The organism is Sedimenticola sp. (genome assembly GCF_050289425.1).
GTDB lineage: Bacteria > Pseudomonadota > Gammaproteobacteria > Chromatiales > Chromatiaceae > Sedimenticola.
Window position 1 is genome coordinate 84,861 of record NZ_JBNKFS010000005.1, and the last position, 21,253, is coordinate 106,113.

General features: G+C 56.5%; 20 protein-coding genes. 13 read left to right on the top strand and 7 right to left on the bottom strand.

The features are described from left to right. Positions 1-34 precede the first annotated feature (34 nt). Together ACQY5R_RS04830 and ACQY5R_RS04835 are read right to left on the bottom strand one after the other, a co-directional pair. The gene (locus ACQY5R_RS04830; RefSeq protein WP_428605208.1) at positions 35-1,147 is read right to left on the bottom strand and encodes an EamA family transporter; all 1,113 of its coding nucleotides are present in this window, start codon (positions 1,145-1,147) and stop codon (positions 35-37) included. A gap of 12 nt (positions 1,148-1,159) precedes the next feature. Continuing rightward, positions 1,160-1,429 carry a nickel-binding protein gene (locus tag ACQY5R_RS04835; RefSeq protein ID WP_428605210.1) on the bottom strand — a complete coding sequence of 90 codons (270 nt, stop codon included), beginning with the start codon at positions 1,427-1,429 and terminating at the stop codon, positions 1,160-1,162. On the opposite strand from ACQY5R_RS04835, the gene ACQY5R_RS04840 reads away from it, so the two are divergent. The 3 genes from ACQY5R_RS04840 (at position 1,412) to ACQY5R_RS04850 (ending at position 3,349) form a co-directional block, all read left to right on the top strand. Further along, on the top strand, positions 1,412-1,567 hold the full coding sequence (locus ACQY5R_RS04840; protein ID WP_428605212.1) for a hypothetical protein: 156 nt from the start codon (positions 1,412-1,414) through the stop codon (positions 1,565-1,567). The genes ACQY5R_RS04835 and ACQY5R_RS04840 overlap by 18 nt on opposite strands. Further along, a complete protein-coding gene (locus tag ACQY5R_RS04845; protein ID WP_428605214.1) occupies positions 1,558-1,809 on the top strand; it encodes a hypothetical protein in 252 nt (83 codons plus the stop codon). Before ACQY5R_RS04840 ends, ACQY5R_RS04845 begins: the two co-directional genes overlap by 10 nt. A 784-nt stretch (positions 1,810-2,593) precedes the next feature. Further along, a complete protein-coding gene (locus tag ACQY5R_RS04850) occupies positions 2,594-3,349 on the top strand; it encodes a hypothetical protein (RefSeq protein WP_428605217.1) in 756 nt (251 codons plus the stop codon). 422 nt (positions 3,350-3,771) lie between these two features. Here ACQY5R_RS04850 and ACQY5R_RS04855 read toward each other — a convergent pair whose 3' ends face one another. From ACQY5R_RS04855 to ACQY5R_RS04870, 4 genes are all read right to left on the bottom strand, one after another. Next, positions 3,772-4,425, bottom strand: coding sequence for a 3-oxoacid CoA-transferase subunit B (locus ACQY5R_RS04855; RefSeq protein WP_428605219.1), 654 nt, complete (start codon positions 4,423-4,425; stop codon positions 3,772-3,774). A gap of 12 nt (positions 4,426-4,437) precedes the next feature. Further along, positions 4,438-5,157, bottom strand: a complete 720-nt coding sequence (locus ACQY5R_RS04860) for a CoA transferase subunit A (RefSeq protein WP_428605221.1) — start codon at positions 5,155-5,157, stop codon at positions 4,438-4,440. 127 nt (positions 5,158-5,284) lie between these two features. After that, entirely contained in the window at positions 5,285-6,004 is a 720-nt protein-coding gene (locus tag ACQY5R_RS04865; protein ID WP_428605224.1) for a response regulator, read from the bottom strand. After that, complete coding sequence (locus ACQY5R_RS04870) at positions 6,001-8,067, bottom strand: PAS-domain containing protein (protein WP_428605226.1); 2,067 nt, start codon at positions 8,065-8,067, stop codon at positions 6,001-6,003. Before ACQY5R_RS04870 ends, ACQY5R_RS04865 begins: the two co-directional genes overlap by 4 nt. A gap of 210 nt (positions 8,068-8,277) precedes the next feature. Here ACQY5R_RS04870 and ACQY5R_RS04875 point away from each other — a divergent pair, with 210 nt between their 5' ends. From ACQY5R_RS04875 to ACQY5R_RS04895, 5 genes are read left to right on the top strand one after another with little or no spacing between them, the layout of a single operon-like run. Further along, on the top strand, positions 8,278-9,417 hold the full coding sequence (locus tag ACQY5R_RS04875) for a PAS-domain containing protein (RefSeq protein WP_428605229.1): 1,140 nt from the start codon (positions 8,278-8,280) through the stop codon (positions 9,415-9,417). Then, positions 9,410-10,147, top strand: a complete 738-nt coding sequence (locus ACQY5R_RS04880) for an ABC transporter ATP-binding protein (protein ID WP_428605232.1) — start codon at positions 9,410-9,412, stop codon at positions 10,145-10,147. The genes ACQY5R_RS04875 and ACQY5R_RS04880 overlap by 8 nt, the downstream gene beginning before the upstream one ends. Before the next feature lie 31 nt (positions 10,148-10,178). Continuing rightward, positions 10,179-11,387 carry an ABC transporter substrate-binding protein gene (locus ACQY5R_RS04885; RefSeq protein ID WP_428605235.1) on the top strand — a complete coding sequence of 403 codons (1,209 nt, stop codon included), beginning with the start codon at positions 10,179-10,181 and terminating at the stop codon, positions 11,385-11,387. Positions 11,388-11,436: 49 nt separating this feature from the next. Then, on the top strand, positions 11,437-12,354 hold the full coding sequence (locus ACQY5R_RS04890) for a branched-chain amino acid ABC transporter permease (protein WP_428605238.1): 918 nt from the start codon (positions 11,437-11,439) through the stop codon (positions 12,352-12,354). A 3-nt stretch (positions 12,355-12,357) separates the two neighbouring features. Next, on the top strand, positions 12,358-13,329 hold the full coding sequence (locus ACQY5R_RS04895; RefSeq protein WP_428605241.1) for a branched-chain amino acid ABC transporter permease: 972 nt from the start codon (positions 12,358-12,360) through the stop codon (positions 13,327-13,329). Between the two features lie 128 nt (positions 13,330-13,457). Here ACQY5R_RS04895 and ACQY5R_RS04900 read toward each other — a convergent pair whose 3' ends face one another. Beyond that, entirely contained in the window at positions 13,458-14,363 is a 906-nt protein-coding gene (locus ACQY5R_RS04900; protein ID WP_428605244.1) for a sulfurtransferase, read from the bottom strand. Between the two features lie 606 nt (positions 14,364-14,969). Here ACQY5R_RS04900 and dsrO point away from each other — a divergent pair. The 5 genes from dsrO to ACQY5R_RS04925 all read left to right on the top strand — a co-directional run bounded on the left by dsrO (position 14,970) and on the right by ACQY5R_RS04925 (position 21,248). Continuing rightward, positions 14,970-15,692: a sulfate reduction electron transfer complex DsrMKJOP subunit DsrO gene (dsrO, locus tag ACQY5R_RS04905; protein ID WP_428605246.1), complete on the top strand. Its 723-nt coding sequence runs from the start codon at positions 14,970-14,972 to the stop codon at positions 15,690-15,692. An 11-nt stretch (positions 15,693-15,703) separates the two neighbouring features. Continuing rightward, complete coding sequence (gene nrfD / locus ACQY5R_RS04910; RefSeq protein ID WP_428605249.1) at positions 15,704-16,591, top strand: NrfD/PsrC family molybdoenzyme membrane anchor subunit; 888 nt, start codon at positions 15,704-15,706, stop codon at positions 16,589-16,591. Positions 16,592-16,601: 10 nt separating this feature from the next. Beyond that, positions 16,602-19,271 (top strand): molybdopterin-containing oxidoreductase family protein, encoded by a 2,670-nt coding sequence (locus ACQY5R_RS04915; RefSeq protein ID WP_428605251.1) that lies wholly within the window; start codon positions 16,602-16,604, stop codon positions 19,269-19,271. 61 nt (positions 19,272-19,332) lie between these two features. Continuing rightward, on the top strand, positions 19,333-20,085 hold the full coding sequence (locus ACQY5R_RS04920) for a TorD/DmsD family molecular chaperone (RefSeq protein ID WP_428605253.1): 753 nt from the start codon (positions 19,333-19,335) through the stop codon (positions 20,083-20,085). After that, a complete protein-coding gene (locus ACQY5R_RS04925; RefSeq protein ID WP_428605256.1) occupies positions 20,082-21,248 on the top strand; it encodes a glycosyltransferase in 1,167 nt (388 codons plus the stop codon). The genes ACQY5R_RS04920 and ACQY5R_RS04925 overlap by 4 nt, the downstream gene beginning before the upstream one ends. Positions 21,249-21,253 lie beyond the last annotated feature (5 nt).

Genomic DNA, 21,253 nt, shown 5'->3' on the forward strand with positions numbered 1-21,253 from the left:
CCGAACAGGTCAGCGGGGTTGTCGCTTTTCAGGATTATGAACGTGGTGGGTTATTGATATGGCGTTGGGTCAGAACGATGGCAATGCCACCCAGTATGGCGACCGAGGCGATCAACAGTCGTAGGGTTACCGTTTCGGCCAGCAGCAAAACGCCGCCGAAGGCGGCAATGACCGGCACCGAGAGCTGCACGGTGGCGGCACTGGTCGCCTTCAATCCGCGCAAGGCAGCGTACCAGATGACATAGCCCAGTCCCGAAGCGATGGCCCCGGAGGTGATGGCCAGGAACAAGCCTTGACGGCTGATATGGAAGTCTCCGAGAAAGGCGATACTCAACAACAGCCCCAGCGGGACGGTAAGCAGAAAGTTGCGGGCCGTCGACTGCAGCGGGTTGGCCACACCACGTCCTCTTAACGAGTATATCCCCCAGCCGATACCCGCTACCGCCATCAGCAGGGCGCCGACCGGTTCCGGGGCAGTGACGCCCGGCAGCACTAGGTAGACCAGCCCGGCCAAGGCGACCACCAGACCGATCCAGGAGATGCCGGAGAACGCTTCACCACTGCGTAGGCCGGAGAAAAACATGGTCAGTTGCACCACACCGAACAGGATCAAGGCGCCGGTGCCGGCACTCAGCGTGATATAGGCGAAAGAGAAGCTGGCGGCATAGAGGAACAGCATCAAAGCCGCCAGCCAGTCGCTCGAGTACGGTGTTGCCTGACTCGGCTTGCGGGTACGCAGGATCAGCCACAACATGGCTGCGCCGGAAGCCAGGCGTAAGGTGGTAAAGCTTGCCGCATCGATGCTCTGCTCGCCCAGGGCCAGACGACACAGCAGGGAGTTGGCGGCAAAGGCGATCATGGTCAGCGCCGTGAGTGACAGGGTTTTAATATCGGATCTGTGGGGCATGCGTATTCCTGTCTTGGCTTGCCAGAACGGTTTGTTACCTTCGCCTACGGCATCGGCATCGGCACGGCTGAGGCCGATATACTGCAAATGACGGTCACTAAGGTCCGGCAGCTGACGGCGTTGCCGGGCACGCTGCTGCCAAGTGTCCAGGATAGACCAGATTGTGCGCAGACGATAGCGCGCCACCGGCAGGGGTTTGTTGAGGGTGTTTAGGGTCTTATGGGCTGTTAACGGCTGCATGTTGTTCTCCTATCAGGATGTGACGGATTGGTGGCGACCAACACCCCAGTGTGGGGTTCCGATCGCTACCTCCAGATCAGGCTGCCTCAGCTTGATCACCGGGTCCTGATGGATGATCAGCATGTTGACCACTTCGGTGATTTCGTTGTCCGGCAAACCCGTCCGCTGGATGTGTTTCTGGATGGTAGCGGCGCCCACGCCTTGATAGATGCAGACGATGCCGAGCGTGCCATCATCTTCGGCGACCATGTACGACCGGATCCAATGTGCGTTGTCCAGCATCGCGACCGGGTGGTGAGTAAGCTGGAGCTACTGGAGCGGCTCTGGCCTGATGCTATCGTCGTGGATGCCGAAACGGCCTATCGTCGAGCCCATGACTGGGGTGGGGTCCGCAGCCCGGCAATGCCCAGTTGCAGTTGACGCAGGGCCATATTGATGTGGCTTACCGCAGTCTGGAACGGTCGCTGCAAGGCACGGACTGGTCTTCGGCGCAACGCAAGGGGCTCTATTTGGCGCATCTGGTCAGGGTGGCGGCAGCGGTTGGTGACAGTCATCGGGTCCACGAGACGTTGGTTATGCTGGAGGCGGCTCCGGAACTATGGCCTGCCTCGGCACTGTCTGTCACCCTGGCCCGGGCGCGCGGTGAATTAGCGCTTTTTTGAGACGCGGTATGCGGCAGCTTGCGCTGTGTTTCGTGGAGGGGTGATGTTGTGGCGGGAGATTGGTGCGCCACTGCAAGTGGCGACGTTACGCCTGTGGTTGGCGCAATCCTTGTTGGCTGGCCATGAGAATTGTAGCTGACAGCAGCCGAATCCACCTTCAGTAAACTTAGAATTCTTCCCTTGCAGGCGCGTTGCGGGAAGCTGCGTTAAGAGTTGCTCCGGTGAATTGACGCGACATGTAAATGGGTTTGTTGCTTTGTAATAGGCAATTAGCAGTCGAGAGTATGTTGTGTCCAAGTGTCTTATGCAAAGAATATCATCTAGATAACACATGAAACCATGCGATTTATGGCTAAATGCTCTAAAAAGGAAGCCACTTCTAGTTTTCAGCCGTCACACGGATGTATTTGGTCATGGAAAGACAAAAGCCGGTTAATTCGCTACCGATAACTTTTCTTGGTATTCGGGGAATAATCGGTGGCGCAAATCCTAATCAAATACTTTCGATAAAGACCTGGAAATCGCCTCCTGGGATTGTTCGGGTTCTGAGTCGTTTTGTAAATCATGTCATCACTTCTGGTCTCGGCCAACCGGTCACTCCCCAAGGATTTGATGACAGGCAGTTGGATAGTTCTGTCAAGCCGATGCCCCGGGGTCTTTTAAAAAATAGCGCCGGAGTCGTTTCGGGAGTCAACTTGTTGTTGGTGCCACTAATCACCGAACATTGGGTTTCGGCAATATAGTCAATTGTTAAGTTCTCAATAATAAGAAGGAAGTTATAACCATGCGTATCCTGAAATCATTGGCCTATTTAATTTTACTGATTCCAACGACAGCATTTAGCTATGCCTATGTTGATATCGATACAGTGGTTGACATGGATAACGGTGCGTACCCATTTGCCGATGCATCCTATTGGGACTCCCCAGAGATTTACGGTGACTCAAGAGTGAATTGGCTTAGTGGTTCACAGGCATATTCGCGCTTTGATCTTTATGGGACGAGCGAATTTGATTTTCTTGGTGGGTCACTTGATGGAATCGTGCAAGCCCACAATGATGCGATAGCCAGTTTAAACGGAGGCACCATTGAATTCTCAATACTAACAAGAGACTCGTCTACGCTAAACATCAACTCAGGGACAATACGATTCGCAAGTTCGTTGGATTCATCTGAAATCATATTTAGTGGAGGCGTGATCGAGGTTGCCATAGCCCTCAAAGAGAACTCTACATTGACAGTTGTCGGCGACAACCTAAATTATAGTTACACAGGAAGGAATGATACTTTTGGGTACGACAGCTACTTATTGACTGGGTTATTTCAGACTGGGGAAGATATCAATACAGAGATTAGGCAGTACGATGGATTTATAGGTCTAATCAATTTTTCAGACACAACAAACATTTCAGAACCTGCGATTCTTCCATTATTCTTTTTGTTATTTATCCTTATGCTATATATGGTAAAGGGTGGTGCCGCCTTTTCTTTCATCCATACAAAATCGCCTGTCGCACCTTGTGATATTCAATATTCATGAAATCAGGATTGACTTGTTTTACCTAATTAACTGTCTATAACAACCGTTCCAATTGAAGTCGTGGTTACGTAATGAAAAGTTAATGCCTTACTATGAGTGAAAACAAGTAAAATATCTGTACTGAGGAGTTACAGTGAGAGGTGGTAAAGCGATCTGAAACTCCTAGCTCTTTGCCAGAGCAGTGTATTCCGTCCAGACCGGACCTATACCGGCATTATCGAAACAAGTTTGTCCGTTCAACGATTAAGCGGTAAGCACGGAATCAGTTTGTACAGGTCGGCAGTCTGCATGTTCGTATGGTTAAGTGAGCAGTCTCCGATTCAAATTCATGAGCTCAGTGTAACCCTGTGATCGGTTGTACCGCTACATCCTATAGCGCCCTACACCGTGGGTAATAAGGATTATGCCCGCTGCTCCGGCAGTCAGATTTCCATCTCCTTTATATCCGTCGCGGGAGTGAGTTCCGCTTCGGTAGCGGCAATCACATCGCTGACGGAGTAGCCGGGTGCTATCTCCCTTAACAGCAATCCTTCCTCGGTGACATCCATGACCGCACGGTCGGTGATGATACGGTTAACCGCATGGGCGGCCGAGAGCGGCAATTGACAGCGCCGGCGAATCTTTGACTGGCCGTCCTTGTCGGTGTGTTGTAACGCGACGATGACTCTCCGGGCCCCGGTGAGCAGATCCATGCCGCCGCCCATGCCGGGAACGTATTTGCCGGGTATCTGCCAGTTGGCGATATTACCCTCGCCATCGACCTCTAATGCCCCCAGCACGGTGGCGTCGACATGGCCGCCGCGAATGATACAAAACGAGGTCGAGAGATCAAACGCCGCGGCGCCGGGGAGCAGTGTGATCGGCTCGCCTCCCGCATTGGCGATATCCGGATCGGCCTGGTCGCGTGAAGGTTTGGGTCCAAACATCAGGCCACCGTTTTCCGTCTGCAGAATCACTTTGACTCCTGCCGGGATATAGTTGGCGGCACCCGTCGGGAGGCCGATGCCCAGATTGATGACCATTCCGTTGTCGAACTCCTTGGCGACACGTCTAGCGATGAATTCTCGAGTTTCCATTGTTGCTGCTCCTCATCTCAGTCGTCCGCTGCCGACCCAGAGGTCGGTATAGGTTTGCTTTCTGGTTTCAGGGCTGTTGCCGGTCACCAATGTATCGACAAATATTTGTGGCGTTCCGACCTGGTTGGGTGGGATAGACCCGACTTCGACAATTTCATCAACTTCGGCAATGACCCTTTCCGCTGCCATCGCCATCACCGGATTGGCGTTCAGCGCGGTACCGCGATATTGCAGGTTGCCGAGTGAATCGGCACGATGGGCCTTGATGAGGGCGAAGTCGGCCTTCAAGGGGGGGTAAAGCAGATACGTTTGTCCATCGACTTCGATGCGGCGTCGCCCCTCCGCGATTTCGGTACCCAGACCGGTGCGGGTCAGGACACCGCCCAAACCGCCGCCACCGCAACGGATACGCTCAATCCAGGTTCCCATCGGATTGAACTCTACGTCGATTTCCCCCCCGATGTACTGGCGTACCAGTTCCGGGTCGGTGCCGATATGGGAGGTAATGAGTCGGCTGATCTGCCGGCCTCGGGCCAATTTTCCTACCCCGAAACCGCTGCCGCCGGGATAGGCTCCGACACAGGCAATCAAGGTTAGATCACTTACGCCGCGATGGGCGAGTGCATCGATCAGCCCCAGGGGTTCGCCGATGCCCAGGAAGCCGCCGATCATTATCGTCATGCCGTCATGGATTTCATTAACGGCGCGCGTTGCAGAGACAACGTCAACCATATCACTACCTCCGCTTTCTCTGGTGTCGGTTTAATTGCTGAAAGCGAGTGTAATGCTGGGTTGTAAAGTGGTTTTGCCGTACGGGTATTATTTATTAATTCTTTGTAAAAAGTTGTAAAGGCGATCGCTACTGGGTCGTCACCTTGGTGGCAAACAGATAGCCTACGCCGTGAACCGTTTTAATGATTTCGGGGTGGCGGCGATCACGCTCTATCTTTTGGCGAAGATGGCCGATGTGCACATCGATGCTCCGATCAAAAGGGGTGCCGTCACGGCCCCGGGCATAATCCAGAATCTGGTCACGCGTAAGGACGCGATTGGGGTGGGTGGCCAATGCGATCAGTACATCGTATTGCGCGGTGGTCAATTCGACGCTGTAACCGGATTCCGATTGCAGTTTGCGGGTATTGATATCCAGCATCCAATCGGCGAAACAGAGCTGTCTTTTATTTGAGAGTGTGACGTTTTCACTGGTGGGTTTAATGCGACGCAATACCGTGCGTACCCGTGCCAGGAGTTCCCTCGGCTCGAAAGGCTTGGGCAGGTAGTCGTCGGCGCCCAACTCGAGGCCGACAACACGGTCAACCGGTTCACCGCGGGCGGTCAGGATAATGACCGGGATATCCATCTCCTGTCGCAGATTGCGCAGATAGAGCAAACCATCTTCGCCCTGGAGATTTAAGTCGAGCACGATCAAGTCGTAGAGCCGGTGGTCGATTCGTTGTTGCATCTCGCTACCGTTATACGCCGTATCCACTTCATAACCGCCGGGGGCGAGGCAGCGTGCCACCAGGGTGCAGACATCCGGTTCGTCATCGACGACCAGTATTCTTTCCGCTTCTTTCATCTTTCTACTCCATCCCCCGACGCGTCCCGGCTGTCCAGCGCGCCGCGTACCCGCTCTGCCAGCATGGTGTGATCAAAGGGTTTGCACAGCAACTCCTTATCGCGGAGTGGAAATGACTCATGCTCCATGATTTTATCCGGATAACCGGACATGAGCAGATACTTCAATTTTGGCATGTGTCGTCTGATTGTGCGCACCAGGTCGATACCGCTGACGCCGCCCGGCATCTCGATATCACTCAATAGCAGGTCGAAGTGCACGCCTTTCTCCACCAATTCCAGGGCGTGGCTTCCATCGGTCGCTTCGATGACGCGATACCCCAGCCGACATAACACTTTCGCCGTAAAGTCCCGTACCGCCGATTCATCCTCGACCAGGAGAATAGACTCACTGCCACCCGGTGTCGCGCCGGCATCCGTATGGTGGGCAATCGGTACCGTATCGATGCCCATAAAGCGGGGCAGATAGAGGCTGACCTGGGTCCCGCTGCCGGCTTCGCTTTCGATGATGATATGACCGTTTGAGCGGCGGATAAAGCCGTAGACCATGCTCAGTCCAAGTCCGGTTCCCTGTCCCGGTTTCTTGGTGGTAAAGAAAGGTTCAAAAACCCGTTCCTGGATATCTGGTGGGATGCCGCCGCCGGTATCTTTTACCTTAACGATGACATAGTCGCCCGGTGCGACCTGCTGCTGAACAGCGGTATCCTCGGGAGAGATTGTCCACCCGCCGATACTGACTTCCAGCTTACCGCCTCCCGGCATCGCGTCGCGACTGTTGATGACCAGGTTGAGGACTGCGCTCTCGAGTTCACTGGGATCGGTATGGACGCTCCAACAGGCGCCTTCGGTGCGGATGGCTACCTCAATGGTCGCACCCAGTGTGCGGTGCAGCAGTTCGCCCATGCCGAGGATGGTTTGGTGCGGTTTATAAACCATCGCACGCAACACCTTTTTACGTGAAAAAGCCAACAGGCGATTGACCAATGCCGCGCCGCGGCGCGCCGCATCCAGTGCCGGGGCAATCATGGGTTCAATGTCCCGGTCGCTCATCTCCCCCTCGTTTATCAGCGCCAGATTACCCACGATAATGGTTAACAGGTTATTGAAATCATGAGCGATACCGCCGGTCAATTGTCCGACGGCATCCATTTTCTGCGCTTGGCGGAGGAGTGTTTCGGTGCGCTTTAATTTAGTGATGTCTTGGCTAAGGATAAAGTAGCCCAGCGTTTCTCCGCTCTGTGCCTGGTGCGGGATATAGTTGACGAGGCAGTCAATGGTATGGCCATCGAGCAATTTTAACGAAAATTCGGCCGATTTCGTGACGCCGGACAGCGCTTCGTCCAGGTCTTGCCGGTGTCCCGGATAGAGCTCCCCTCCCAACACTTCCCAAACCGGTTTTCCGACTACCTGTTCAGGGTCTTGCCCAAACCACTCCTGATACCCCCGGTTGCAAAACCGATAAATCTTATCGGCATCGACATAGCCGATTAACGCGGGCACGGCGTCTGCGATACGGCGAATCCACTGTTCACTTTGACGCAAATTCTCTAACGCGCCACGTAGTTCGGCGGTGCGCTCGCGAACTCTTAGCTCAAGGGTATCGATACTCTCTTTTAAGGCTGCTTCCGCTCGGGCTTGCTCGGTGATGTCTTTGTAAACCGTGACAAAGCCGATACCGGGGATGGGATTGCCGCGTACCTCCAGTACCTTGCCGTCCGGTCGCCGGCGGATAACGCTGTGTGGCCGGAATTTTCTCGCCAGTTCGACACGCTCGGCGGCAAGCGTGTCGGGATCGCCGGGGCCATACTCGCCCCGTTTGGCGTTGTACAGCATGAAGTCTCCGAACGGAGTTCCTACCTTGGCCAGCGTCAGGGGAAATTCCAGTAGCGAGAAAAAGCGTTCATTCCACGCCAATAGATGGAGGTCGCGATCAAAAATCGTGAATCCCTCATCCATGTGTTCCACGGCAGTCTGAAAAATGGCCACCCACTGTTTATCCGGCAGTTCCCAAGGCGGTTCTTCGCTGCGGGATGCGGGATCATCAATAGGACTGGATTTGGCCATCAACAAGACTCAAACGGGTAATCGGTTCGGTTACTCCTAAGACAAGCTTAATTAAGTCGCCAAGGCAAGCACATTCACAAACATTTACATTAAATCAAAAAACTTTTCCGGCGCTACACATTCGTTTTACATCACCGTCGCAAGCTTTCCCCATGAGGCTGGCAGTAGCAATAATCGCTGGCTCTTCACGGCTGAGGAGGAATGTATTACATGGGCGACGGCATGTCAGTGCACGATGATCTGAGCGTTCTGCAAGCGGCGCTTGAGCAGCTTGAGCAGCTTGATCAGGGCGTCACCGTGTTTGATTCCGAACTGAGACTGGTTGGATGGAATCAGCGCTTTTTTGAACTGTTGGGTTTTCCCCTGATACTGGCAAAGCGGGGAACCCATTTCTCTGCCTTCATGCGCTACAACGCCGAACGCGGTGAATACGGCCAGGGAGAGGTCGAGGCGCTGGTTGAAGCGCGTGTTAACCGTGCCCGTGAATTCCAGGCGCATGTCATGGAGCGAATCCGTCCGAGTGGTGAAGTCATTGCCGTACGCGGCACGCCGCTTCCCCAGGGAGGGTTTGTTACCACCTACACCGATATCAGTGAACAGCGCCAATATATATTGGAAACCGATGGCTTAACCAAAGAGTTCAAAGGTTTTGTCGCGGTCAATAATGTCGGGTTAAAAGTGCGCGAAGGTACGATCCATGCGTTGATCGGCCCCAATGGGGCGGGTAAGACAACGGTATTTAATCTGCTTACCCGATTTCTTAGTGCGACCGACGGCGTGATCACATACAAGGGTCACGATATCACCCACACCCGGCCGGACACGATTGCACGTCGCGGAATTGTTCGTTCTTTCCAAATATCATCGGTCTTTCCTCACTTGACGGTGAGGGAAAATGTGCGGATCGCACTGCAACGCAAGCACGGTATCGACAAACAATTCTGGCGGCCTGCCCGCGAGTTGAATTTCCTTAACGAAGAGGCGGACGGGTTGCTTGCCGAAGTGGCCCTAGACGCTTTCGCCGATACGCTTGCCGTAGAACTCTCTTATGGGCGTAAGCGCGCCCTGGAGATCGCCACTACTCTGGCCCTGGATCCGGAACTGATGTTGCTGGATGAACCGACCCAAGGCATGGGGCATGAGGATGTTGGGCGTATTACCGATCTGATCAGAAAGGTGGCCACCAATCGCACCATTTTAATGGTGGAGCACAATCTGGGCGTGGTCGCCAACCTTTCGCATTGGATTACTGTATTGCAGCGTGGCGAGATTCTGGCCGAAGGCAACTACGGAGAGGTTTCCCGTAATCCCGATGTGATCCGCGCCTATATGGGGACCGCACATGCCTAACGTTACCCCGCTCAAATCAGGTAAAGAGGCGTCGGTACTGCAGATCGACGGATTGCATGCCTATTACGGTGAATCACACATTCTGCACGGAATAAATCTGGATGTCTGTGAAGGTGAATTGGTAACGCTGTTGGGTCGCAACGGTGCCGGAAAGACCACTACGTTGAAATCGATTATCGGCATGGTCGGCAAGCGTGAGGGGTCGATTCGTTATCGGGGGCAAGAGACGATCGGTCTCAAATCCAATCGCATCGCGCGAACCGGCATTGCATTGTGCCCGGAGGAGCGCGGTATCTTTTTCAGCCTCTCTGTTGAAGAGAATCTCTACCTGCCGCCGGTCATTGCACCGGGTGGACTCTCGGTTGAAGAGATCTACCAACTTTTTCCCAATCTCGAAGAGCGGCGTCATACGCGCCACGGCACACGTCTCTCCGGTGGAGAACAGCAGATGCTGGCATTCGCCAGGATATTGCGAACAGGCGCCAAACTGCTGCTGCTTGATGAACCCACCGAGGGTTTGGCTCCGGTCATCGTTGAGCAGATAGGTGATGTGATCCAAAAGTTGAAAGAACGCGGTTTCACTATTTTGCTGGTTGAGCAGAACTTCCATTTTGCTTCAGCGCTGGCCGATCGTAATTACGTGATGGAAGACGGCAGGATAGCCGCTGTCGTGCATCGAGATGAGTTGAGTGAGAAAGAAGCCTTACTCCAGGAATACCTGGGCGTATAAAAACACTACCCAAGCGAGAGGAGTTATCACCATGATAAAGAAAACATTACTGGCCTGCACGATCGCCGTATCCATGGCCACCATGCCGGTGTCCGCCGGCACCGTCTCGGACGATAAAGTCAAGATAGGCGTGCTGACCGATATGGCGGCCGTTTATGCGGATCTGTCCGGTAACGGCTCGGTGATCGCCGCCGAAATGGCCGTTCAGGACTTTGGCGGAAAGGTCCTCGGTAAACCTATTGAGGTGGTTTCCGCCGATCACCAGAACAAAGCGGATATTGCCGTTTCCAAGGCACGCGAATGGATCGACACCGGGGGTGTCGATATGATCACGGACTTGGTCACCTCGTCGGTTGCACTGGCCGTACAAGAGGTGGGCCATGAAAAAAACCGCATTACCATGGTAACCGGTGCCGCCAGTTCACGGCTGACCGGTAAGAGTTGTTCACCGAACGGTTTTCACTGGGCATACGATACCTATTCACTGGCCAACGGCACCGGCACCGCCGTGGTCAATAATGGTGGTGACAGCTGGTTTTTTATTACGGCGGATTACGCCTTTGGTCACTCGCTGGAAGGTGACGTGTCGAATATCGTCAAGACTAACGGCGGTACCGTGGTAGGTAGCGTACGTCACCCGTTCCCTTCGTCCGATTTCGCTTCGTTCCTGCTACAGGCGCAGGCATCGGGAGCCAAGATTATCGGTTTGGCCAATGCCGGATCTGACACCATCAATGCGATCAAGCAGGCTGCCGAGTTCGGCATCGTTGAGGGCGGTCAAAATCTGGCGGGCCTGCTGATGTTCATTACCGATATTAACACCCTCGGCCTGAAGGCCGCGCAGGGCCTCTACATGACTACCGGTTGGTATTGGGATCGCAATGACGAGACTCGCGCCTGGGCCGCTCGGTTTGAGGAAAAGGCGGGTAAGAAACCGACCATGGTGCAGGTCGGAACCTATTCGGCCGTACTGAGTTACCTCAAGGCCGTAGAGAAGGCGGGTACCGACGAGGCCGGTGCTGTCGCCAAGACATTGAGGTCAATGCCGGTTAACGATGTGTTCACCAAAGGCGGCATGGTGTATGCGAATGGTCGTATGGCGCATGACATGTATCTGGTCAAGGTAAAAACACCCGCCCAGTCCAAGGGGGCATGGGATTACCTGAACATCGTGCGCACCATTCCTGCCAAACAAGCTTTCAAGGATCCGGCCAAAAGTGGTTGTGACCTGACGAATTGACGACGCCAGCCTATCCGAATGTTTTTGTTATCTCCGTGGGTGAAGTGCGATGACGACACTATTTGATCTTCCTGTCTCCTATATTGGATTGCAGTTATTGATAGGCCTGCAAAACGGGGCCTTCTATGCACTGCTCAGTTTAGGTCTTGCGGTGATCTTCGGCATGTTGAACGTCATCAACTTCGCCCACGGTGCCCAATATATGATGGGGGCCTTTGTGGCCTGGATGCTACTGGATATCACCGGGCTATCTTACTGGTGGGCGCTTCTGCTGGTGCCCCTGGTGATGGGGATCGTGGGGATAATCATCGAGCGTGCCTTATTGCGCTGGCTCTATGAACTGGATCATCTCTACGGACTGTTACTCACCTTTGGGTTGGTACTCATTATTGAGGGGCTTTTCGTCAGCTTCTTTGGCTCTTCTGGGTTGTCCTACGAAAAGCCCGGATTATTGACGGGGGCGCAACGTATACCGCTGGAGATGATCACCGGGAATGTACGTGATGTGATGATGATCCCTCTGTATCGGCTGTGGATTGTCGGCGTATCGATTATCTGCTGCTTTGCTACCTGGTACGCCATCGAGCGCACTCGACTCGGAAGCAATCTGCGTGCGGCTACCGAAAATCCGGCATTGGTAAGAAGTTTTGGTATCAACGTCCCCGTCCTGATCACGCTGACCTACGCCTTTGGTGTGGCGCTGGCCGGGTTTGCCGGTGTACTTGCGGCGGGCCTGCAGGCGATTACTCCCCATATGGGTTCGAACCTGATCATCGTGGTGTTTGCGGTGGTGGTGATCGGGGGGATGGGTTCTATTCTCGGTTCCATTATCACCAGTTACAGCCTGGGTATTGTGGAAGCCCTGACCCGTGTCGTTTATCCGGAAGGTTCCAACGTGGTGATCTTCGTTATCATGATTCTGGTACTGCTGGTGCGTCCGGCGGGCCTGTTTGGAAGGGAGCGTTAAATCATGTGGGTATTCAGTCTCCAACGCCGTCAGGAACAAGTTGCCGCTTGGCAACCTAAGGGGTTTGTTGTCGCACTCGTCGTGCTGGGCATTCTCCTGGCGTTGCCCCAGTTTGTTTATCCGGTATTTCTCATGAAGGCGATGTGTTTTGCATTGTTCGCCTGTGCATTCAATCTTCTGTTGGGGTTCACCGGCCTGTTGTCATTCGGTCATGCGGCCTTCTTTGGTTCGGCATCCTATATCTCCGCCTATGCGCTGAAGGCTTGGGGATTGACGCCGGAGTTGGCCATTTTGCTCGCCACCCTGAACGCGTCCGTGATGGGGTTTCTATTTGCCTACGTGGCGATACGTCGCCAGGGTATCTACTTTGCCATGATCACGTTGGCGCTTTCGCAAATGGTTTTTTTTGCAGCGCTCCAGTTTCCCTTTACCGGGGGGGAAGATGGTATTCAGGGTGTCCCACGTGGCGTACTGTTGGGTCTCATCGAGCTTACCGACAACCAGTCTCTCTACTATTTTGTGCTGGCAATCTTTCTGCTTGGCCTCTACGTCGTGTGGCGTACCATCCATTCGCCTTTCGGACAAATCCTGAAGGCTATTCGGGAGAATGAACCCCGTGCGATGTCGCTGGGTTATCGGGTGGAATATTACAAAATGATTGCCTTCGTGATTTCGGCAACCCTGTCCGGATTGGCCGGCGGCACCAAAGCCTTGGTGGTGCAAGTGGCAAGCCTGACGGATATCACCTGGCAGATGTCGGGCGAGGTGGTGTTAATGACCCTATTGGGTGGTATGGGCACCATTTTTGGTCCGGCGGTAGGTGCCGTCATGGTGATGTCATTGCAGAATTATCTCAGCTGGCTGGGGTCCTGGGTGACCATCATCGTGGGTGCCATTTTTGTTATCTGTGTGCTGGCTTTCCGACGTGGCGTTGTGGGTGAAATCCTGGCGCGCTGGCCGCAACGCACCAGATAATGCGTTTGTGAATGGCATCAGCGACCCCTTAACTGACTTTTGGTCGGTAGCGCCCCGCGAAGTTCCCTGGCCGTCTCCTGATCCGGGAGCGACAATGCTAAGCCCTGCCTTAATGGCGTGTCTCCCGTCTAGTCCAGCTTGATCTTTTGCTCCATCGGCAGGGCGGGTTCCAGCGCCCACTCTGCGGTGGAGCCGTCATAGAGTCTTGCCTTGTCGTTGCCGAGCAGTTCATGGGAGACGAACCAGGCCAGTGAGGTGCGGTGGCCGGTGTGGCAGAAGGATATCTGCTCGCCCGTCAACGGCACCCCGGCCGCCTGGTAGATGCGGCGCAGATGCTCCAGACTTCGGAAGGTCGCGCCACCGTTCACGGTCAGCCACTGGAAGGGTAGGTTGATCGCTCCGGGCAGGGTGCCGGGGCGCTCCTTGTCGCCACCCTGCAACAGCCCCAGATACTCACCCGGACTGCGGTTGTCCACCAGACTGATGTTACCCAGTGTGGCCTTGAGTTCAGTGGCGCTGACTTGATACTCCTGCCGTGGCTGTGCCCTGAAGGTTTTTTTTACGGCCGGGTTGGAACCGTTTTCCAGGGGGTGGTCGCGGCTCTGGGCATAGGCGATGAGACCTCCATCAAGGATTGAAACCGCATCGTGCCCCAGGGACTTGAACGTCCAGTATACGCGTGTCGCCGAGGCCATCTCGCCGGCACTGCGTCCGGTAACCACCAGCACAACCCGGGTGCGGTTATCGATACCCAGTCCGCCGATCAACTGTTCCAGCGTCGCCACCGGCGGCCGCATCTTGGGGGTACCCTTGGTATCGGTTTTAACCCAGTCGGCGTATTCGCTGTGAACGGCGCCCGGGACATGGAATTTTTGGTAGGCGGGGCGGGGCTGCAGGTCCAGTACCCGCAAATCGGGTTTGTCCAGTTGATTTGCCAGCCAGGCGCCGTCTACCAGCGGTTGGCCGGCCAGCAGCGCGGGTGATACCAGAAGAGAGAGTAACAGGATAAGGAGGGTAAAGGGGTTCATTTTCATCGGATGAATTCCTGGTTATCCGAACTTGCCGGGTTCGGGGGAAGCTCTCCGCATTATAACGGTTCGCGGCGGGAGGTGATTTTATACCGACTGAAAAATAACCTGTTTTGTCATACATCAGCTGCAGACGGTCTCTCTGTACGCCCTGGCCGTGGCCGGGGTACCGCCGGGCCTCCGCTGATGCCGCAAGGTTACCTGTTGGTAACGCGTGAGCGCCATGCGCGCCGCCCCTACACCGGAGAAAACGAAGAATACAGCGTTCCGATGGGGGCGGTTACGGGTGGGTAACACCGAATTACATTTGGCGTCAATGGGATAAATTCCAGTAAAATCATGATCTTGCCGCTAATTTTTGGTTTTCCTGTTACCGTTGGGTAACGCCTTGGCGCCTACTCTGTATCCCCTCATTCTGTAGCTGTGCGTGAAATTTGGAGAAATATTCAATTTTTACAACAGGATATAAATCCCACTAAAGAACTGTGGTATAGGAAATGCTTTACGTCCGTGTGTTGGGGACGGGGCCGCACAGTACAAAACAATGGCGAACTGTTCCTGATGCCTGTCGGTGATTGACCGACTCACCAGTTGAATAGAGGAGGAATACCCATGCCCGTTGGTCTCCAGGCTGAACCATCCCTGGGCGTGCCCGGTAAAAAACGTTGGGCCATGGTGGTCGACTTGCGTCGATGCATCGGCTGTATGGCTTGCGTGTGTGCTGACAAAGCTGAATACGATGTGCCGCTTGGCGTATGGCGGACTATCGTTAAGGTCAAGGACACCGGCCACTTCCCCAATACCAAGCGTCATTTCATGCCGCGCTTGTGCAATCACTGCGACAACCCGCCCTGTGTTCGGAATTGCCCGACCGAGGCCACCTACAAGCACGAGGACGGCTTCGTGTTACAGCGCTATGAGCGCTGCATCGCCTGCCGCACCTGCGTCGCCGCCTGTCCCTACAACGCCCGCCACGTGCTGCCAAAAAATCGCGATCGCGTGAAGATCGGCGGCGTGGTGGACAAGTGTACTTTCTGCAACCACCGGGTCGAGAAGGGGTTGCAGCCCGCCTGTGTTCAGACCTGTCTGGGCCGTTCGCGTATCTTTGGCGATCTGAATGACCCCAACAGCGAGGTCTCCCGACTGGTGGCCCGGCACAAGACGGTGGTGCTGAAACCCGACAAAGGCACGCGTCCCCAGGTGTATTACATCAAACCGGACCGCGCCCAGACCGAGCAGGTGTTTAGCGCCCCGCACTCCTATGCCGCCCGTTCCGACGCCGAGGCTTTCTACCGGCGTAATCGGGGCAGCAAGTTCTTTTCCGGTGTCCTATAGGGGAATGCATCATGTTTGAATACATGGAATACAACATCGCCCCCTGGGGGCGTGAAATCGTTATCTACTTCTTCCTGATCGGTGTCGCCGCCATGACCTTTGTGTACGCCGCCGCGCCGTCGGTGTTCGGCAATGTGTTCGGTGGTGTGGCAAAGTCGATGGAGCCGTTCCAGAAGATCGGATTGCTGGTTTCACTGATCCTGCTAGCCATCTGTGGCCCGCTGCTGATCATGGATCTGGGACAGCCGAGTCGCTTCCTCTACCCGATCCTCTATTTCCACTGGACCTCGCCGCTCTCCTGGGGGTCGCTGTTCCTCCCCTTGTTTGGTTTGTGCATTATCGGGTTCTACTTCGGGTTGATGAAGGGGAATCAGGGGATGATGCGCCTGACCGGCATACTGGGCTCGCTGCTGGCGCTCTCCATGCCGCTCTATACCGGTCTCGATCTGATGGTACATCAGACACGCGAGTTGTGGAGTAATCCGACCATCCCACTGCTGTTCGTTATTCTCTCCATGAGCTCCGGCACCGCGGTGGTGGCGGTTATCCAGCTGCTGCGCGGTCAGCTCAATGAACTGTCCGTGGAGTTCCTGCACGCGTTTCTCTACCTGGCTCTGGCGGTTACCTTCGCGTTGTTCCTGGCGGAGTGGGTGGTGCTCAACTACGGCACCGGCGAGAAGCAACAGGCCTGGGAGATCATCAACCAGCAGTTCGGCTTCAAGTACTGGGGGATGACCTTCCTGATCGGCATTCTGGTACCGCTGGTGCTGGTTGCGCTGCCGAAGTTGGGCCGTGATCCCAGGGTTCTGACACTGGCGGCGGTGTTGAGCGCGGTGGGCGCCTACAGCTTCAGGGAAGTGCTGATCTATGCCGGTCAGCTCACCCAGATCAATTTCTGAGGAGACAAAGATGAGTGACTCTATCAAATTCACCCGCCGCGATTTCATGAAATTCGGCGGCGCGGTGGGAACCGCGGCCGGCGCCCTGGGCCTGGCCAGCAGTCGCCTGGTCGCCATGGAGCAGGATCTGGGGGGTAAGGACTACTCACCGACCACCGGCACGGAGCGCCAGGCGGTGCCCTATACCTGCATGGCCTGCAACATCGAGGATGGGGGTGTCGCCTATGTGGAGAACGGCCGTATCGTCAAGCTGGAAGGCAACATGGACCATCCGAACACCCGCGGCAAACTGTGTGCCAAGGGCAATTCCGGCTTCCTGCATGTCTATGATCCGGACCGCATCATGACGCCGCTGTTGCGTACCGGCAAGCGCGGCGAGGGAAAGTGGAAACGGATCTCTTATGGCGAGGCCACCACCCTGCTGGCGAAGAAGCTGCGCGAGGTGATCGATCGTGCCAATGCCGAGCACAAGCCGGAGATCCTCAACGAGATGGTGTTCAAGTGGGGGCGGGACCGTACCGGCGGCGCGGTTGGCCGCTTCATGCACGCGCTCGGCTCCAATGCCATGCTCAACCACACCAATATCTGCGAATCCTCCAAGAAGGTCGGGCTGGAGCCCACCTGGGGTCCGGATATCGAATCCTGTGACTGGGCCAACACCAAGTACATCCTCAACTTCGGCTCTAACGTGCTGGAGACCGCCTATTTCATGAATCCAAATGCCCAGCGGTTGGTGGATGGCGTGGTCGGCAACAAGGCTAAACTGGTGAGCTTCGATGTGCGCATGTCCAACACTTCGGGCTTTGCCGACGAGGCTTATTTCCCTTATCCGGGCACCGACGGTGCCATCGCCCTGGCCATGGCCCACGTGATCATGAACGAGGGGCTGTACGATGCCGACTTCATTGCGAACTGGACCAATGTCAGCGCCAGGCAGCTGATCGATCATCTGAAGCCCTATACGCCGGAGTTCGCCGAAGAGGAGTCCGGGATGTCGGCCAAGGATATTCGCCGTATCGCCCGCGAGTTCGCCACCACCAAACCCGCCACCACCTTCTCCTACCGGGGACCCTGTAAGCACGTCTGGGGCTCCTACCAGGAGGCGGCGATCAACATGCTCAACGTGATCACCGGCAACGTGGAGAAGAAGGGCGGCTACTGCCTGCCCCGCGGCATGGGCTGGCCGCAACCGCAGCCGGTGCCACCCAAGGGCAAGGCCGCAAGCCTGATCGCTGCGCCGCCGCACTATCCGCTGGCGTCGCACCATGTCTCTACCCACGCCCCTTACATGATCAAGAAGGGTGAGGCCAAGGTATCGGTGTGGATGACCTACTATGACAATCCGGTCTACACCTATCCGTCCAGCCACGTATGGAAGGAGATGCTGAGCGACGAAAAAACCGTCCCCTTCTACGTCTCCTTCAGTCCCTACATGTCAGAGAGCACCGAGCTGGCGGACCTGATCATTCCTGATGTCACCTACCTGGAGCGGCACGACCCCGAGTCGATGCCGGGTGGACTCTATCCCTGCCTCTCCATCCGCCAGCCGGTGGTCAAACCGCTGGGCGGTACCCAGGAGTTTCGTCAAACCCTGATCGATGTGATCCACAAGGTGGATCCGGACGGCTCCCTGGAGATCAAGAAGTACTTCGCCTTCAACAGCGTGGAGGATTGGATGCGCGCCCATTTCGACGCGATTCCCGGCCTCAAGGAGGACGGTGGCTGGGATTTCTTGAAGAAGAAGGGGGTCTGGCCCATCTATGGCGAGGTGGACAAGGTGACCGCCAAGATCGTGGACAAGAATGGCAACGAGGTAGAGCCCGATTACGGTCTCTATACCAAGGAGCTCTCCGCCGCCGACATGGCCGGGGCCGAGGTCGATGCCGACGGAACCATCAAGAAGGACGGCCAGGCGATCGGCGTGCAGGTTAACGGCCACAACATGGTCGGTTTCGGCACCCCCTCGCGGCGCATGGAGATCTTCAAGTCGAGCTATAAAAAATACGGTTTCAACCCATTACCCGTCTACAAGCGCCTGCCCTCCCGGGACAAGAAGGCGGATGAATTGGTGCTCACCACCTACAAGGTGAATGTGCACACCCAGAGCCGGACCGCGTCGCTGAAATACCTGGCCGAGCTGTATCACAAGAATCCGGCCTGGATCAATCCGAAGACGGCTGCGGCACGCGGGCTCAGTGACGGTGACCTGATCCGGGTTACCTCCTCGCTGGGTTACGTCGTCACTCGCGCCCACGTCACCGAGGGGATTCACCCGGACGTGGTGGCCATCTCCACCGCCTGCGGCCACAGCGCCTACGGCCGTCTGGCCCAACTCAAACAGCGCACGCAGGCGGCAGAGTACGCCCAGGGTGGTGAGGCGGATATCGCCAACAACGTCTGGTGGAACGACAAAGGGGTGCATCCCAATCCCATCATCCGCCTGGCGGTCGACCCCATCGGCGGTTCCCAGGGCTGGTTCGACACAGTGGTGACCGTCTCCAAGGCGCAGCCGGGGGATCGGTACGGAGACACCCACGCCAGTGTCGAGGCCTCGATGAAGGACTATGAGGAGACCCTGCGCTACGCCTACACCGGCGACATCCACCGAGCCAGGCACAAGGAGGTGGATATCGACTGGAACAGTCTCCCTGAACCGGAGCTTCACACCGGCGGTCATTGACCCATCACACCCCTGGCGTCCGTGACGCCGGGGGTGTCTTTTCGGACTGGGAGGAGAAGATATGCAGACAACAACGACTTTGGCATCGGAAGCAATAATGGATAACAGCCTTGAGCATGAGCGGGTGACGGAGACTCGGGCTGTGGCGGCGCTGTTCGGCTTCCTGGCTCGCTGTCTCGAAGAGGAGGTGGATGCGGCTCTGATTGATCTGATCCGCGGTGAACTGCGCGGACCGCTGGCCATGGCCGGCGTGGTATTCGACGAGGAGTTTCACCAGACCCCAACAGGGCCCCTGGTGGAGAGCCTGGCCGAGGAGTATACGGGGCTGTTTGTGGCACCCGGTTGTATCAGCCCCTACGCCTCTGTGGTCGAGACCGGCTGTATGTTCAATGAGCCGGCGGATCGCGCCATCGCGGCCTACAGCCAGGCGGGCTGGGACTATCGTAACCGCCTGAGCGGCGAATTCCCGGACCACATCGGCACCATGCTGGGCTTTTATGCCAAGCTGGCCAACGGCGAGGCGACGGCGCTGCTTGCCGGGGATGGCGTACGGGCTGAGCAGCTCAGTACGCAGCGTGAGGCGTTCCTGCTGGAACAGCTGGCCGAGTGGTCGCCAGGCTGGTGCCGCCGTGCCGCCGCCGCGGCGTTATTGCCATTTTATAAACGGTTGTTGGAAATGGCCGAACAGGCGCTCTGGTCGGAGCTGGAGCAACGGGTCGATCGCCGGCGCCTGCGCGAACTGGCGGAGCTGAACCGGCGTGAACCCAAGCGCCTCGACTACGACGCCGATTTCCGCAAGGCCTCGGGTCTATGAATGCGCCTGCTCCACGGGTGCTGCTGGTGGAGGGGTCCGGGCGCGGCTTCCTGAGCCACTACAGTCACGCCCTGGCGCTCGGGCTGCAGCGGGCCGGAATCGAGGCCCAGTTGCTGACCGGACGGCGTGACGAACTGGGCGATTGGACGGTGCCCTTTCACAAGCAGGCTTGCCTCGATGCCGGCCGCCGCGGCTGGTGCTGCGTGCGCCGGCAGATCATTGAAACGCGCCCCGACATTGTCCACCTGCAGTGGGTCGACAATCCCTTCCGGGCGCTGCGCTTCGTGCGCTGGGCGCACGGGCAGGGGGTGCGGGTGGTCTATACCCCGCACAATATATTGCCCCATGAAAAGCGCTGGCTGATGATGCCCGCCTACCGCCTGTTGTATCGCATGATCGACCGGGTGGTGGCACGCGACGCATATCTGGCCTGGGCGTTGGAGGAGTTGCTGGATACCCCGGGGGAACGGCTGACGTTGCTGCCAGGGAGTCCCAACTTTCTGGCACTGCAATCGCTGCAAGGCCGGGATGAACCGAGGGGCGATTCACCCGCACCGGCCAGGGATCCGGGTGAACATCGACTGCTGTTCTTCGGCCACGGCTGCCTGCGCAAGGGGCTGGATCGGCTGCTGGAAACCGTGGCCGGCAACCGCTGGCCCGGGACGATGCACCTGGTCGTGGCGGGTGAGGGGGTGCTGTACGGTATACCTGACGCGTTGCTGGAGACCGCCAGGCGTGCCATGCGCATCACCCTGATCGACCGTTACGTGGCGCCCCGGGAGGTCGCCGCACTGTTCCGGGACGCCGATCTGCTGCTGATGCCCTATGTCAAACAGTGCAAGAGTCCGCTGCTCGATCTAGCCGCCGCACTGCGTCTGCCGGTGTTGCGCTCCGACCGGGTGCAAGGCGCCGATTTTCGTGAAGGCGTGCACGGCCGTACTTTCTCCCACGACGATCATGCGGCCATGGAACAGCGCTTGAAGCAGACCCGTTGGCTGACCGGGGTGAGGGACAGTCTCGCGGCCATGGATGATCCCCTTGCCGCTATCGACCGCCTCGCACGGGGACACCGTCAGCTCTATCTGAAAGTCCTCGCGAATCGTATCCCGGGAGGCGATGTGCATCGCGTCCCAGACTTTCTCGCACCAATTTCCGAGGTTTGAATCCG

Bases quoted from the DNA above. Each gene is read 5' to 3' on its own strand.
- ACQY5R_RS04895 (WP_428605241.1), top strand. From the start codon at position 12,358: ATGTGGGTATTCAGTCTCCAACGCCGTCAGGAACAAGTTGCCGCTTGG.
- ACQY5R_RS04890 (WP_428605238.1), top strand. From the start codon at position 11,437: ATGACGACACTATTTGATCTTCCTGTCTCCTATATTGGATTGCAGTTA.
- ACQY5R_RS04920 (WP_428605253.1), top strand. From the start codon at position 19,333: ATGCAGACAACAACGACTTTGGCATCGGAAGCAATAATGGATAACAGC.
- ACQY5R_RS04880 (WP_428605232.1), top strand. From the start codon at position 9,410: ATGCCTAACGTTACCCCGCTCAAATCAGGTAAAGAGGCGTCGGTACTG.
- ACQY5R_RS04840 (WP_428605212.1), top strand. From the start codon at position 1,412: ATGTGCGTTGTCCAGCATCGCGACCGGGTGGTGAGTAAGCTGGAGCTA.
- ACQY5R_RS04900 (WP_428605244.1), bottom strand. From the start codon at position 14,363: ATGAAAATGAACCCCTTTACCCTCCTTATCCTGTTACTCTCTCTTCTG.
- ACQY5R_RS04925 (WP_428605256.1), top strand. From the start codon at position 20,082: ATGAATGCGCCTGCTCCACGGGTGCTGCTGGTGGAGGGGTCCGGGCGC.
- ACQY5R_RS04870 (WP_428605226.1), bottom strand. From the start codon at position 8,067: ATGGCCAAATCCAGTCCTATTGATGATCCCGCATCCCGCAGCGAAGAA.
- ACQY5R_RS04830 (WP_428605208.1), bottom strand. From the start codon at position 1,147: ATGCAGCCGTTAACAGCCCATAAGACCCTAAACACCCTCAACAAACCC.
- ACQY5R_RS04860 (WP_428605221.1), bottom strand. From the start codon at position 5,157: ATGGTTGACGTTGTCTCTGCAACGCGCGCCGTTAATGAAATCCATGAC.
- ACQY5R_RS04875 (WP_428605229.1), top strand. From the start codon at position 8,278: ATGGGCGACGGCATGTCAGTGCACGATGATCTGAGCGTTCTGCAAGCG.
- ACQY5R_RS04835 (WP_428605210.1), bottom strand. From the start codon at position 1,429: ATGCTGGACAACGCACATTGGATCCGGTCGTACATGGTCGCCGAAGAT.
- ACQY5R_RS04915 (WP_428605251.1), top strand. From the start codon at position 16,602: ATGAGTGACTCTATCAAATTCACCCGCCGCGATTTCATGAAATTCGGC.
- nrfD (WP_428605249.1), top strand. From the start codon at position 15,704: ATGTTTGAATACATGGAATACAACATCGCCCCCTGGGGGCGTGAAATC.
- ACQY5R_RS04885 (WP_428605235.1), top strand. From the start codon at position 10,179: ATGATAAAGAAAACATTACTGGCCTGCACGATCGCCGTATCCATGGCC.
- ACQY5R_RS04850 (WP_428605217.1), top strand. From the start codon at position 2,594: ATGCGTATCCTGAAATCATTGGCCTATTTAATTTTACTGATTCCAACG.
- dsrO (WP_428605246.1), top strand. From the start codon at position 14,970: ATGCCCGTTGGTCTCCAGGCTGAACCATCCCTGGGCGTGCCCGGTAAA.
- ACQY5R_RS04865 (WP_428605224.1), bottom strand. From the start codon at position 6,004: ATGAAAGAAGCGGAAAGAATACTGGTCGTCGATGACGAACCGGATGTC.
- ACQY5R_RS04855 (WP_428605219.1), bottom strand. From the start codon at position 4,425: ATGGAAACTCGAGAATTCATCGCTAGACGTGTCGCCAAGGAGTTCGAC.